The sequence below is a fragment of the Rhizobium croatiense genome (assembly GCF_019793465.1).
Taxonomy (GTDB): Bacteria; Pseudomonadota; Alphaproteobacteria; order Rhizobiales; family Rhizobiaceae; genus Rhizobium; species Rhizobium croatiense.
This window is the reverse complement of sequence record NZ_JAILYJ010000009.1, coordinates 156850-171112: the sequence shown is the minus strand read 5'-3', so window position 1 is coordinate 171112 and position 14263 is coordinate 156850. Positions and strand designations below refer to the sequence as shown.

Below are 14263 nucleotides of genomic sequence, written 5' to 3'. Positions count from 1 at the left end.
CCCTATTGCGCGGTGGACAGGGCGGGCGGGCCCGTAACCGTGCTCCGGCGTATGAGCGGCAGTGCGGCAAGCCCGTCTTCGATGGCGGCGAGTTGCTCGAGGATCGGTCCGTCGAGGTCGCCGCAGAGATCCGCAACCGCAGCCGCCACGCGCGGCCAGATGGTTGCCTTCGAATGATCGACGAGTTCCTGTCCCTTGTCGGTTAGCGACACCAATCTGCGGCGCTGATCGTCCGGCGCCGGCTGAATATCGACGAAGCCGAGTTCGAGAAGCTGCCCGATGGTCCGCGTCGCGCCGGGCTGGGTGATGCCAACCGCCTGCGCAAGCTCGCCGATCGTCAGCGGCCCGGCCCGGTCGATCGCTGCGAGGAATGGATACTGACCTGCCTGGATGCCGACGCCGGCCTCGTCGATGACCTGCTGCGTATCGGCCTGCAGTCTCTCGCCGATGCGACGCAACCGGCTGGCCAGGCACAAAAAGCCAAGCGTTCGCACCACATCTTCGACCATTCAATCTCTCCAATTCCATTGAATGTTATATAACATGTTATATATAGCGGCGGGCGAAATTCAAGGGATTCTCGCGGCCAAGGGACTTATCGAAAGCACGCGAGGTCCTTCATTGCTCACGCCGCCTCGCGGCCAACAGAGAAATCGCCAGGACACAACTGAGTAGGGCGAGGAACGACGGCAGCCCCTGGTGTCCGACCAGCTGCATTGCCAGTCCGGCCGCGGGCGAGCCCGCCATGCCGCCAATGCCCCATGCGAAGGCGAAGGCCGCATTGCCGGCGATCAGGGATTGACCGCTGAAACGCTCGCCGAGCTGGATCAGCGACATGGTGTAGAGCCCGAACGAGGCACCGCCCCAGATGAAAACGAGCGGCCAGATGAACCAGGTGGTAAAGGTTGACGCCAGCAGCAGGCAGCCGGAAAGACAAGTGAGGACGCAGAATAACATGGTCCGCGTCGCGCCGAACCGTTCCGCCACGCGCCCGAGCAGGATCTGCAGCACGGCATTGCCGGCAACGAAACAGGTGATGAGCGAAGCGATGCGGCCCTCGGTACTGCCGAGGGCCGAGCCATAGACGGCAAGCAGGGAGAGCAGGATCTGCTCAAAGGCGGCGGCAGTGAAAACCGCAAACAGCAGCAGCGGCGCCCGCGCAAGGAAGCCGCCGACCGATATTGCCTCGCCTTCGCCGGGCATGTCAGGCAGGCGGAGGGCGACAACAAGCACGATCAGGCCGCAGCCAAGGAAGGCCCCAATGCCGATCAGGAAGGGTGCCCAGCCTTCCGTGCCACTGAGGCCGAGCGAGAGCGGACCGACGGCAAAGCCGGCCGAAACGATCGATGAATAGAGGCCCATGATGCGGCCCCGGCGCGACGCCGGCGTGATCGAGATCAGCCAGGTCTCGCTGATGACATAGAGTGGATTGGCAAAGAAGCCGAGCAGAAAGCGCAGCGGCATCCAGGTCCAAACGTCCTGCCGCGCGGCAATCGCCATGAGGGTGAGGGCGGCCAGGATCGAACAGAGGATCGCAAGCCGCGCTGCGCCCACGCGCCGCGAGAGCGCCGGAATGACGGGTGCCGATATGATGAAACCGAGAGGCGTCATCGCTGCCGACAGACCGATCAGGCCAGTGGCCGTTCCGTGCCGCTCCAGGATGAAGCTTAGCAGCGGATAGGTCAGCCCCTGCGCCACGGCAAACACTGTGACGGTCGCGATGATGCCTGCCATCGCGCCCCAGCGGATCCGATCGTCTCGCTGTGATGTTATGCTTGCGGCAGTCATGCAGATCTCCTCGTCAGTCGTCAGGGGTGACGGGTCAGAAGCCCCGCCCGAAAGAGGATGGAATTCTGCGGAATAGGAGGAGCGGCGTAATTAAGCGGCTCCAAAAAGTTCTCAAAAACTTCCAAACGGACTATAGATCCGCTCTATGCAGGGATTGCGCTTTGCCTTTGGTCCGTTCGTGCTTGATCCGGATGCGGGAACGCTCCTTCGGAATGATGAACCTGTTGCCATTGGCCATCGCGGGCTGAAGCTGCTTGCGGCGCTCGTCGGGCGATCCGGCGAAATCCTTGCCAAGACCGAGCTGATGGACGCGGCTTGGCCGGGCATGGCGGTCGAGGAAGGCAACCTCACCGTCCAGATCGCGCAGCTGCGCAAGCTGCTCGGCCCCGCTGCCGGCGGCGGCGAATGGATTGCAACGGTTCCGCGCGTCGGCTACCGCTTCACGGGCGCCATGCAGCGGCTGAGCGGCGTGAAGCGAAAGACCTTGCCGCTGCCCGACATACCGTCGATCGCCGTGCTGCCCTTCCTGAACATCGGCAACGATCCCGAACAGGAATCTTTTGCGGACGGGCTGACCGAAGACCTGATCACCGACCTTTCGAGAATGCCGGGTCTGTTCGTCATCGCCCGCAACTCGGCCTTCACCTATAAGGGCAGGGCGGTTGCCGTGCGGGAGATCGCCGAGGAGCTCGGAGTGCGATACCTGCTGGAGGGCAGCGCAAGGCGCGCCGCGGGCCGCGTGCGCGTCAACGCCAAGCTGGTAGACACCGTCAGCGGTACTCATTTGTGGGCGGAACGCTTCGACCGCAGCCTAGACGATATTTTCGTCGTTCAGGACGAGGTGACCGCCAGGATCGTCGAGGCGCTGCTCGGCCGGCTGCGCACCCCGCCGCCGCGCCGCCGGCCTAGAAGTCTTGAGGCCTACGATCTCTGCGTGCGGGCGCGCAAGCTGATGGATGATACCCCGCAGGCGGCTGAGGAGGCGCATCTGATGCTGACCCGCGCAGTCGCCCTTGACCCCGACTATGCCGAGGCCTATCGCTGGTTGGCCATGAACCACTGGATGGGGTGGGTTCATAGCGGCGGGCCGACGGAAGCGACCCGCAGCATCGCCTTACACTTAGCGCGCAAGGCCGTTGCGATCGACCCCAACGATGCCGGCTGCCGCTGGGTGCTGGCCTACCTTCTTGCCTATGAACGCGATTTTGCCGCGGCGGACGCGGAGTTCGCCAAGGCGATCGAACTTGACCCGAACGAGGCCGATACCTTTGCGGCACTATCCGACGTTACCGTCCTAGCAGGGCGGGTCGAGGAGGGGCTCGAGCAGATTCGCAAGGCGTTCCGGCTGAACCCGTTTCCGGCAAGCTGGTATTATCTGACGCTCGGCCAGGCGCAGTATGCGGCGGGGCAATATGCAGCCGCCGTCGAGACGCTGCGCCGCGACGAGACCTATCGCACAAGCTCGCGCCGTTTCCTGGCGGCAAGCCTTGCTCAGCTCGGCCGGCTCGACGAGGCGCAGGCAGAGACCGAACTCTTCCTTGTCGCCAACCCCGGCTTTTCCATCCGCCACTGGGCGGCGACCGAACCATTTCGCGACGCTCTCACGCTTGAACATTTCGTGGAGGGCTACCGCAAGGCCGGTCTTCCGGATTAATCCGCCGCAGCACTTGCGGCCGGCAAGCGTGCCATGGAGATGGCGCGGCGATGGCGGGATCGCGACAAGAGCCCGCCCCGCACGCTTTCACCGACCGCGGGCGCCGGCTTCGCATTCCGGATCAGGCGAGTTAAGGCCGCCGCTTCAGACCGCCATATTCGACGCCGCCGACATCACTTCCCGCGGCGCGGGAACGCCGAACATATGGCGGCCGGCCTCCTCGACTTCGGTGAAGCACCAGCGCACGACGCCATCACGATCGAGCAGGAATTCGCCGACAAGCTGGCCTTCGCCGGGGGAGATCATCCGCTTGTCATCATCGGTCATTTCATAGCCGTCAGCCTTGTCGAGAAACTCCATCGCGGCGATCGGGTTCATCGGTTCGGGAAGCTCGCCCGGCATGTCGACGCGCATCGACATCACCGTGTCCATGCTGACCTTGTGCGGCCACTCGTTCTCGGTCTCGGTGAATTGAAGGCGCGGTAAGCCGAAGGCGCGATGCGATACCCGTTCGGGGTCGGAGGCCGCCAGCAGATTGGGAAGCGGGTGGTAGCGGAAATAAAGGCGGGCTCGCTCGATCGGGGTATTGACGACGGTCAGGCTGTCGATGCCTTTCTCCTGCAATGCATCGGTCAGTTCAGCCATGGCGGCGATCTGCCTGCGGCAGAAGGGGCAGTGCAGTCCGCGGAATAGGCCGACGAGCAGCGGCTTCTGGCCGCGAAAGTCGTCGATGGCGATCTTGCCCTGGCGGGTGATCGCATCCAGCACGACGTTGGGCGCGCGATCTCCAGGCTGTAGTGGTCTATCGGCGTGGTTCTCCTGCATTGTTCGTTCCTCCATTTATATGTTTGAATCGCTTGATATATTCGATATCAGGCGATCAGCGCGATGCGAACCTCTTCAGTCGAGAAACGGCAAGACGACGAGCGTGCCTGGATCCAGGTTGTGGCGGATGCACACATCCTGGGCCAGCGTGAAATACCGTTCCGCTTCGTCCATATCGTCATGTTCGAGGCTCAGCGTCGCCAAGCCATCATAACACGGAAAGAGCAGTTGCGGTTCGTCAATTTCCCTAGCAACCTCAAGAGCTTCTTCGTAATACCTACGAGCTAGCTTCGGCTGGCCATGGCATTGATGAATCTGGCCGAGCACGATCAACGGCACGGACAAATGATCGCGCTGATCGAGCGCCCGGTCGATTTCGACTGCCTTTTCCGCCGCCGGCACGCCTTCGGCCGCACAGCGATCGGTGAAGGTGCAGCAGGACACAGCGAGGTTGGCGAGAAGGCGCGCCTGGAAGCCGAGATCGCCGATACGGGTTGCGACCTCCAGCCCACGGCGGCAGATCGTGATGGCGTTGGCCGGATCGACGATCGTGTAGAGAACGCCGAGATTGGAATAGGCGCGGCAGGCGGCGCTTTGCAGATCGGCCTTTAAGGCGACCGCCAGGCTGCGCTCCACTTCCTGCACCGCATCGCGCCGGCGTCCGAGCCGCGCGAGCGCTGCACCCTTGGTGTTCAACGCCTCCGCCATCGCCCGGGCTGCCTCGCGGCCGGCCTCGGTCGTTCCGTCGATCGGTAGCGTTTGCAGGCATTGCAGCGCCTGCGTCGCCCACTCGGCGGCGGCGGCCTGATCACCCATGCGGAAGGCCAGATGACCGCGCTCCTGCAGCAGGTGGGCATGTTCGACCGGCGCGTCGATCGCCGCGATCATCTCTTCCGCCGCGGCGCAATGCGTCTCCGCCTGGTCGCGGCGCCCCGCATCGAGATGCAGGCGGCCGATCTTTCGCAATATTCTTGCTGCGGCGATCCGGTCGTCGTTGGCGCGGTGGATCGCAAGCGCTTGCTGATAATGGGTCAAGGCATCGTCGCGGCGACCGGCAGGGCCGCAGAGATCGGCAAGGCGCTCCAGCAGCGCCAATTGCTCCGGCGTCACCTCCGGCTCGTCTGCGAAGGCCGCGAGCGCTTGACGATAGAGGCGCATTGCATCGTCATTGGCATAGGTCTTGCGCGCCTGATCGCCCGCCGCCATCAGATAGGCGGCGCCCTTGGCTTTGTCGGTGGTCAGGCTGAAGTGATGGCCGAGTTGCGCCAGATGCTCGGGACGCTCGGGCGCCAGGCCGTATTGGCGCTCCAGAACCCGGCCGATCCTGCCATGGAGCTCCATGCGCCGTTGCAGCAGCAGGTTCTGATAGATGACGTCGTGCATCAATGTCTGGCTGAAGCGGTAGCCAGGCGACCCGGCGGCATCGGGGCCGCGCAATTCCTCGACGATATTGGCATCGCAGAGATAGTCCAGTGCGGCATCAATGGCGGCCGGATCGGTGGCGACGGCGCGGAGCAGGGCGGTATCAAATTTCGGGCCGACCACCGCCGCCTCCTGCGCCAACCGTCTCATTTCTTGAGGCAGACGATCGACGCGGGCAAGCAACAGAGCTTGCAGGTTCACCGGGATGGCGACATCCGTGTCGTCCGCCGCAACATGCCAGCGCTCACCGTCATGATGCAACGTGCCCATGTCGATCAGTCCACGCAGGATTTCTTCGATGAAGAGCGGATTGCCACCGGCGCGGTCGAGGATGCGTTTGCGCATTGCGACCGGCAGCTTGCCATGCGCCTCGCCGAAGAAGGCGGCAAGCAGCCTCTGCCCGTCGGTCGCGGCGAGTGGGCCAAGACGCTGCACGGTGACGTTGACGCGATTGGAGTTCAGAGGGTCGGTCTGGGCCGTCGGCCGATAGATTGCAAGCAGCATCAGCCGGCTGCGCTCCAGCCGGTCCATCATGAAGCGAAGCACTTCCAGCGAAGCCGCGTCCGCCCAATGCAGGTCCTCGATGACCAGCAGGAGAGGGCCTTGCGCCAGCCGCCGCTCGAAGACAGTGCGGATCGCGTAGAAGATCTGCCGCCGCAACTGCTCCGGCTCGATGTACCGCAACGCACCGTCGGGATCACCGAGGCCGAGCACATGCAGGAAAAGCGGCAGGAGCCCGTCGACATCCTCCTGCGTCAGATCGAGTGCGCGAAACCCCGTCGTCAACAGCTGTCGTGTCCTGTCGCAATCGTCGCGCTCGCCGATCCCGTAGGCGCTTCGCACGACCGCGGCGAGGGTGCCGTAGGATTGTTCGCCAAGGGGAGAGCAGGTAGTTTTGCGGATGGCAAGGCCAGGGAAACGGGTCGCATTCGCGGCAATCGCGACGAATTCGGTGGCCAGCCGCGATTTACCGATGCCCGCTTCGCCGATCAGGCGGACGAGCTGCGCGGCGCCGTCGCAGGCGAGATCGAGGCAAGTGAGCAGGCGCGACAACTCCACATCCCGTCCGATCATCGGCGCCTGAAGGCCGAAACCTTCGAGCCCGCGCGCCCTATGCGGCGCGTCCAGCAGCCCGGTCAGCCGATGGACGTGGACGTTTCCACTTTTGCCGCGCAAGATTTGTGCGCCGAGACTTTCGAAGGCAAAGGCATGGCGGGTGAGGCGATAGGTCAGCGGACCGACGAGAATATCGTTTTCGCCGGCCATGGATTGCAGCCGTTGGGCCGTGTTCACCGTATCGCCGGTCACGGAATAGGATTTGGCGCCGACCGCGCCGAAGCCGCCGGTAACGACAGGGCCGCTGTTGATGCCGATATGCAGGCGCAGCGGTACGCCGGCGCGCGACTCCCAGCGTGTGCCGACCGCGGCGGCCCGGTCGATCATATCAAGTGCGGCGCCAAGCGCACGCACCGGATCGTCCTCATGGGCAACCGGCGCGCCGAACAGCGCCAGAAGCGCGTCGCCGACGAACTTGTCGACGAAGCCGCCAAAGGCTTCCACCGCCCGGGTCATCTCTTCGAACAATTCGTTCTGCAGCACCCGCATGGTTTCGGGGTCGATCTGCTCGCTCAGCGTGGTGAAGCCGCAGAGATCGGCAAAGAGCACCGTCACCGGCCGCCGGTCGGCATCGCCGTTGGATTTCGTCGGCACCAGCTCAATAGTCGGCTTCGGCGCAGGCGGGGCTCTACCTGAGACCGATGCACCGCATTTGGGGCAGAAGGCAAAATCGGGCTGACACGCATAGCCGCAGACGGCGCAGGAGAGGGGTTGCCTTGCGCCGCATCGCGGACAGAAAGCAAAACCGCTCTGAATATCGAAACCGCAGCCGGCGCAGTCCATCGCAGGCATCTCACGAAACCCGATGTGCAACGGCCATGTCAGCCGGCGGGCCTCACAAGAGATAAGAATGAACCTGCTGACGAAAGCTCGCAAGCACAAATAGACAGCGCAATAACGATCGTCATTTGAATGCGGCCGAGGCTATCGGCCCGCCTTTGCCGCGTCTCTATCCTTCATACGGCAAAATTCGATCAACTGCTCCGAGGTCATGGGTCGGGCCAGAGCGTAACCTTGCAGCAAATGGCAGCCAAGATCTTTCAGGATCTTGGCATGCTCCATTGTCTCCACGCCTTCGGCAACGATGTCGATGTTCTGCGACCGGCCGATTTCGATAATCGAGGAGACCAGACGGCGTTGAGACGCAGACGCGATGATCGGTTTGATGATCTCTCGATCGATCTTAAGCCTTCGTGGTTCAAATCGAAGCAAGCTGACGATACTGGCATGTTCCGTGCCGAAATCGTCGATTTCGATTTCAATGCCGAGCGCTTTGATTGCCGGAATGACCTCATTGAGGGCAGGCTGAAGCTCATCGAAGGAGATCGTTTCGAGCAGCTCGAAACATAGCCGGCCCTTTGCTGCGGGAAGCTCGGACAACTCGCCGAGAAGATTGGCCTGCGCCAGCCGGCGGGCTGAAATATTGACTGAAACCCGTGGGATTTGCATTCCCAAGCCGTCCCACCGTGTCAGCTCGAACAGCGCCTTTTGCAGGATCAGCCTGTCCATGTCGGCACTGCGCCCCAGTCTTTCCGCAGCATCCAGAAACGCGTTCGGGCCGAGCAGACCTTTTCGTGGATGATCCCAGCGGGCGAGCGCTTCGACGCCTGCGATATCGAGTGTGCTTGCATTGAACTGTGGCTGGAAGAATGCAACGAGTTCATCGCGGTCGAGCGCTTGATTGAATTCATCCGCCAGTTCTTTTGAATGGATTGCGGCGCTACGAAGCTCTTCGGTGAAAACCGCGGAGCGGCCGCGGCCGGCTTTCTTCGCCTCGTACAGAGCCAAATCGGCATTCAGGAGCAGCTGACCGAGATCCTCGTCGCGAGCGCGTTCAGTCTCCCAGGCGACACCGACGCTTGCGCCGACCACATAACCGGCTCCATCGATAAAGATGGTCTGCTGCAGCGTGTCCACGATCTGCCTGGCCAATTCGGTTGCTTTAGGCTCGGGATTGCGGCTCCAGCTGGCGAAGACGAACTCGTCTCCGCCGATGCGCGCCGCGACGTCGTTTGGGCCGGTCAAATCGGCAAGCCGCGAAGCCGTTGTTTGCAGGACCATGTCGCCGCCGGCGTGCCCCTTCGTGTCGTTGATCTCTTTAAACCGGTCAAGGTCGATATGGATAAGGATCAGGCGGTCTTGCGGATCGGGCCTCGGCGGCTGCGCGATCATCTGATCGACGAACCGCCGATTGGGTAGCCCGGTGAGGGCGTCATGCAGTGACAGGTGCTCCAGCCTCTGTCGTGCTCGTACGAGCTTGTTCTTGTGAAGGCGAAGTTTTTCGATGGTCTTCTGGCGCGATTTGGTCAGAAAGCCGACCCAGACGATCGGCGCGACGACACACAAGGCCAACAGGCTGGCATAAACCTCAAAAGTGCCGATGCCGTTATTCTGGCCCCATCCATGCCTGGGAAGTGCGGCGAGGGACCACCGGCCGTACGTCATATCGACGGAGGCGACGACCGGTTTCTTCCCAAAAGTTTCCAGGCTGCCAAGAAAGACCTGTTTGGCCGAATTCGGCTCCGGCGTCGTGCTGATGGCGATCTCCAGGCCGGTCGAACTGAGACCGCTGTCCCGGTATAGCCCCGGAATATCGATGATTCCCGAAAGCAGACCCCAAAAGATCTGGCTGTTTCCGTCGTCGATATAAACCGGGCACCTGACAATGAAAGCCGTTCCGCCTTGGACAAGCTCCACCGGGCCAGTCAGGACGATATTGTGGGTGTTGCGCGCCAGCATCGCGGCGGCCCGTTGCTTCTCATTTTTTCGGTAGTCGAGTCCGATGGCCTTTTCATTTCCTTTTTCCGGATAAACCCACTGGACCACCATGTCGGGCGCTGCAGCGAAGCTTCGCAATTGTGACTCGGGCTGCAGAATCTGCGCGGCAAGTTTGGAAAATCTGTTCTGGCCCATCGCCGGATCGACCGCGATACCCGCCGCCAAACCTTGCAACAGCTTCACATTGCTATTGAGGTTCGTCTGCAGTCGAGATGATATCGTCGCAAGCTCGCCGGCAACAACCGAACGTTCGTCGGCCAACGACCGCTCAAGCCGCCAGTCCGTTGCCACCCAGACGACGATGGCTGCGATAATGGCCGCAAATAGTGCCGGAGCGAATGCGCTCGCGAGGTTGCGAATTGTCTTTGTATTTCTTCGAAACTTCATCAGGTCGCCAGCGTGAATGACAGGCTTGCATCCTTGCACAGCTTCTTTAAGGCAACGCTAAACCGTCGATCCGGTTGCAGGAAAGGACAATGCAGTGGGAATATGGTGAGCCCGAGGCGCACGACTGCGTCCATCTTTGCGGTGCCGCGAGAGGGCGAGCGAGGAGGCGGGTTTGTCACGCATCTCTAACTCGCCCAACTGTCGCATTCCTAAATAGCCTCTACATACAAAGATCACATAAGATAGATTATGGAACACAATCCTTCGACAACGAGGCCAAAGGCTTACGCGCTCCGCTTTTAAAACTGCGGAACCGCTTGACGTTCTTGTTGGCGAAGAACAGGCGCCGGGTCATGGCTTCGTAGTCTCCCACGGTTCGGATAACGACGATCAGAATGAAATCCACTTCGCCTGTCACGTAGTAGCACTGCTGGACTTCAGGAGCCTCAGCGAAGGATTTCTTCGTCGCGTCGTGCGTGGCGCCGGACTCGCTGTGCATCTCGACTTCGACAAAAGACCGTGATCTCGTGCCCTGATTTCGGCGATGGCCTGCCAAGCCCCAGCCCCTGAGAACGGCCAGGCCAGCAGGCGCACGCGCCTCGTCTCGATCCGGAAGCATGCCGGATCGATCACCACCGTTTGGTCTGCGAGACATGACCGGCAAATCCGGCCAGCAATGCGCCGACCGGCAAGCTTCTGATTGCCCTCGCCGCGACGAAGGCTGCGCCGGTGGCGATGGCGAGTTTCAGCCACGGATAGTCGCCGAGCTGCACATGGGCATTCGCATCGACGGATGTTGCCTTGGCTTTCAGCGCTGCTTCCGCATCGTCACGCAGCAGGCCGATGCGGGCCTGAAGCAGCCGCAATTCCCGCTGCAGGTGGTGAAGACTTTGGTCGGCCTTCTCACGCGCGGACTCGGCGGCGGCATCGGCAAAAGGCGGTTCGCCTTCCTCGACCAGTTCATCGGGATCGGGCGGAAGAAAGCCGTCGCGGTTGATGGATGATTGCATCGACTTGTCCTCGAATAAGTGAGCGCAGCAAAGCTCGGCATTGCCGCCGGCCTCGCTGCACATCAATGATCGCGCCGGAAACTCTGGCTCTGCTGCGATCCGCCTTGCGTCTGCGACTGCTGTTCCGAATCGTTCGATGATGCAGAAGCGCCGGTGAATTTATAAGCACGAACCTTGGCGCTTCCATGCGCGGTGTCGCGCACTGCGACCGGCGCCTCGTCGGAAGCCGGCCCTTCGAATGCGCTTTCGGATACTGCCAGGTCGTCCGCGGCGTTGCCGCCATGGGCCGAGCCCGCGAAACCGGTATTCGACCCGCCTTGGCGTCCGCTTTCCGATAACCAGAGATCCGCCCGCTCGTCGATGTCGATGCTGCCCTCGTCGTCCAGGATATCATGAACGGTTTCGTAGAGCGCGTCATCGATATCGTTGACCTGAACGAGGAAGCCGCCTCGCCGCAGCCCTTCTGCGTACATCGCGCGGTCGTCGTCCGGGAAGAAGAAGTCGGCCAGCGCGTCGAAGAAGCCGCTGCGGTCGTCGCCCATGACGCCGGCATTTTTTTCATCCGCCTCATATCCCGGCATCAATCTTATTCTCGCTACGGGGACGCCGGCGTCCTCGAGACGGGAAACCGCGGATTCGGCCTCCGACCGGCTGTCGAAAAATGCGGTAAGGCTGCCGCCGCCCACGGGGCCTGAAAAACCCGGGTTGGTATCGTTGTGAATGTTGCTCACGGGAACTCTCCTCTCGATGTCGCGTTCCAGCCGCCGACCCGACGTCTGGTTTCCTGACTCGGAGAACCGGCAGCCGAGACGAATGTTCCACGGTAAGGGCGACGGCTCGGCGGGGCTTGACCGCCAGTTCCATAACGCTGCCGCTTGTCGTTTCGGATGCACCGCGCAGTGAATTGCACCGGCTGTTGCATCCCTCAGCGGTTGACGTCAAACCGTGGAGACGCTAGCACGGCTTTTGACGCATTGGGGACATTTCATATGGACATCTTCACGGCAGCCGGTCTGACGGCTTTGCTGCAGGTCATTGCTATCGACCTTGTTCTCGCTGGCGACAACGCCGTGGTTATCGGTCTTGCCGCGGCCGGCCTTGAGGCCACGCAACGGCGCAAGGCGATCATCGTCGGCATTCTGGCCGCAACCATTCTCCGCATTCTCTTTGCCAGCGTCGCGGTCTATCTGCTGGCCATTGTCGGCCTGCTCCTGGCCGGCGGCCTGCTGTTGCTCTGGGTCTGCTGGAAGATGTGGCGCGAGCTTCGCAATGGCCACAGTGAGGAACACCTGGCGGAGACCGGCGAAGGCGCGCCGAAAAAGACCTTCTTCCAGGCGGCGACCCAGATCGTCATCGCCGACGTCTCGATGTCGCTCGATAACGTGCTCGCTGTTGCCGGAGCTGCGCGCGAACATCCGAGCGTGCTGGTCATCGGCCTCGGTCTGTCGATCGCGTTGATGGGCATCGCCGCCCATCTGATCGCCCGGCTGCTCGGCCGCCATCGCTGGATCGCCTATGTCGGTCTGCTGATCATCCTCTACGTCTCGCTCGATATGATCTATCGCGGCGCCGTCGAGGTTCTGCCCTATATGCCGTGATCCTGCATCAGGGTCGGGGTTTTCGCCTCGACCCGCAGCGTCTTTTCAGACATGGAGCAGGAGGCTGCGCCGCCCAGAATTATGCGCTGACCTCAATCTCGAAGCTCATCTGGTCAAACGCCGGCACCACATGCTCGGGCGTCTCAGCCATCACCGCGTCGTAATCCAGCGGCGTATGCATATGGGTGAGAATCGCCCGTTTCGGCTTGAGCCGGCTGATCCAGTCGAGCGACTGTTCCAGCGACAGATGGCTCGGATGATAGGTATATTGCAGGGCGTCGATGATCAGAACGTCGAGATTTTGCAGCTTCTCGACGGTCTGCGGCGGGAAATCGCTGATATCGCTGCAATAAGCCACATCGCCGATGCGGAACCCGAGCGAATGGATATCGCCATGCTGCTGGATATGCGGGTAAAAGTCGATCTTGCCGCCGGGACCGCGGATTTCGACGGGTTCGTCGATATTTTCGATGACAACAGGCAGCACGATCGGCGGATAATTGCTGCCGGGCGGCGTTTCCAGGCAATAGCGGAAGGCTTCACGCAGCCTGTCCATCGTATATTGGTCGGCAAAGATCGGCACCCGGCGGCGCGTATTGTGGAAATAGCCGCGCAGATCGTCGATACCGTGAATGTGGTCCGCATGCGGATGGCTGTAGAGCACGGCATCGACATGGTCGGCCCCTGCCCTGATCATCTGCTCGCGAAAATCTGGCCCGGTGTCGACGACAACCGTCGTGACGCCGTCAGGGCCGAATTGCTGCACCATGAACGAGGCGCGCGTGCGCCGGTTTTTCGGATTGTCGGGATTGCAGGCACCCCAGTCGCCAGAAATGCGCGGCACGCCCGGTGACGACGAACAGCCGAGAATGGTGAAACGCCGCCGGTAGAGCACGCTGCTAGATCCTCGGCATTTTCGAGAACAGGCGGAAAGCGTTCTCCGTCGTGATCCGTGCGATCTCCGCGTAAGAAAGGCCGATCGTCTCGGCGAGCACTTCGGCCGTGTTGACGACATAGGACGGCTCGTTGCGCTTACCGCGCCAGCGCTTCGGCGCCAGATACGGCGCGTCCGTTTCCACCAGCAGCCGCTCATGCGGGATCGTCTTGGCGATCTCGCGCAGCTCCTCCGACTTCGGGAAGGTCAGGATGCCGGAAAGGGAGACATAGCCGCCGAGTTCGACGCCGGTTCGCGCCAGTTCCGGACCCGCCGAAAAGCAGTGCAGGATAAAGGGGAAAGCCCCCTTCCCCGTTTCCTCGGTCAGGATTGCTGCCATGTCCTCATCGGCGCTGCGGCTGTGGATGACGAGCGGAAGCTGCGTTTCCCGCGCGGCGGCAATATGCCGGCGAAAGCCGGTCTGCTGGTCCTCAGGCTTCTGCGTGTCGTAGAAATAATCGAGACCCGCCTCGCCGATCGCCACCACCTTCTCATGGGCGTTGGCAAGGCGTACTAACTCTTCCGTCTGGATATCTAGCTCTTCGTCGGCATTGTTCGGATGCGTGCCGACCGAGCAGAAGACCGAGGGATATTTCTCGGTAATGGCGAGCAGCCCGTCGAGCTTGCGCACCCGCGTCGAGATCGTCACCATCTGTTTGACACCAGCCCGATGCGCGCGCGCGACAATCTCGTCGCGCTCGGCCTCGAAGTCGGTGAAATCCAGATGGCAATGCGTATCGATCAGCACGGC

General features: G+C 61.9%; 12 protein-coding genes. 2 read left to right on the top strand and 10 right to left on the bottom strand.

Going from position 1 to position 14263, the window contains the following annotated elements:
• Positions 1-2: 2 nt before the first annotated feature.
• Together K6M89_RS16550 and K6M89_RS16545 are read right to left on the bottom strand one after the other, a co-directional pair.
• Positions 3-509, bottom strand: coding sequence for a MarR family winged helix-turn-helix transcriptional regulator (locus K6M89_RS16550; RefSeq protein WP_222140174.1), 507 nt, complete (start codon positions 507-509; stop codon positions 3-5).
• Between the two features lie 109 nt (positions 510-618).
• Positions 619-1788 carry an MFS transporter gene (locus K6M89_RS16545; protein ID WP_222140173.1) on the bottom strand — a complete coding sequence of 390 codons (1170 nt, stop codon included), beginning with the start codon at positions 1786-1788 and terminating at the stop codon, positions 619-621.
• A 145-nt stretch (positions 1789-1933) separates the two neighbouring features.
• Here K6M89_RS16545 and K6M89_RS16540 point away from each other — a divergent pair, with 145 nt between their 5' ends.
• Complete coding sequence (locus K6M89_RS16540; protein WP_222140172.1) at positions 1934-3442, top strand: winged helix-turn-helix domain-containing tetratricopeptide repeat protein; 1509 nt, start codon at positions 1934-1936, stop codon at positions 3440-3442.
• Positions 3443-3586: 144 nt separating this feature from the next.
• Here the strand turns inward: K6M89_RS16540 and K6M89_RS16535 are convergent, their stop codons facing one another.
• The 6 genes from K6M89_RS16535 to K6M89_RS16510 all read right to left on the bottom strand — a co-directional run bounded on the left by K6M89_RS16535 (position 3587) and on the right by K6M89_RS16510 (position 11711).
• The gene (locus K6M89_RS16535) at positions 3587-4267 is read right to left on the bottom strand and encodes a peroxiredoxin-like family protein (RefSeq protein ID WP_222140171.1); all 681 of its coding nucleotides are present in this window, start codon (positions 4265-4267) and stop codon (positions 3587-3589) included.
• A gap of 75 nt (positions 4268-4342) precedes the next feature.
• Positions 4343-7588, bottom strand: a complete 3246-nt coding sequence (locus K6M89_RS16530) for an adenylate/guanylate cyclase domain-containing protein (RefSeq protein ID WP_222140234.1) — start codon at positions 7586-7588, stop codon at positions 4343-4345.
• Between the two features lie 141 nt (positions 7589-7729).
• Positions 7730-9970: a bifunctional diguanylate cyclase/phosphodiesterase gene (locus K6M89_RS16525; protein WP_222140170.1), complete on the bottom strand. Its 2241-nt coding sequence runs from the start codon at positions 9968-9970 to the stop codon at positions 7730-7732.
• Positions 9971-10217: 247 nt separating this feature from the next.
• Positions 10218-10625 (bottom strand): Lrp/AsnC ligand binding domain-containing protein, encoded by a 408-nt coding sequence (locus tag K6M89_RS16520; protein WP_246642493.1) that lies wholly within the window; start codon positions 10623-10625, stop codon positions 10218-10220.
• Positions 10600-10980, bottom strand: a complete 381-nt coding sequence (locus tag K6M89_RS16515) for a hypothetical protein (RefSeq protein WP_222140169.1) — start codon at positions 10978-10980, stop codon at positions 10600-10602. The genes K6M89_RS16520 and K6M89_RS16515 overlap by 26 nt, the downstream gene beginning before the upstream one ends.
• A gap of 62 nt (positions 10981-11042) precedes the next feature.
• Positions 11043-11711 (bottom strand): hypothetical protein, encoded by a 669-nt coding sequence (locus K6M89_RS16510; protein ID WP_222140233.1) that lies wholly within the window; start codon positions 11709-11711, stop codon positions 11043-11045.
• Between the two features lie 258 nt (positions 11712-11969).
• Between K6M89_RS16510 and K6M89_RS16505 the strand changes: the two genes are divergently transcribed.
• Entirely contained in the window at positions 11970-12578 is a 609-nt protein-coding gene (locus K6M89_RS16505) for a TerC family protein (RefSeq protein ID WP_097579316.1), read from the top strand.
• Positions 12579-12657: 79 nt separating this feature from the next.
• Here K6M89_RS16505 and K6M89_RS16500 read toward each other — a convergent pair whose 3' ends face one another.
• Positions 12658-13473 carry an MBL fold metallo-hydrolase gene (locus K6M89_RS16500; protein WP_097579317.1) on the bottom strand — a complete coding sequence of 272 codons (816 nt, stop codon included), beginning with the start codon at positions 13471-13473 and terminating at the stop codon, positions 12658-12660.
• 4 nt (positions 13474-13477) lie between these two features.
• On the bottom strand, positions 13478-14260 hold the full coding sequence (locus K6M89_RS16495; RefSeq protein WP_097579318.1) for a TatD family hydrolase: 783 nt from the start codon (positions 14258-14260) through the stop codon (positions 13478-13480).
• Positions 14261-14263 lie beyond the last annotated feature (3 nt).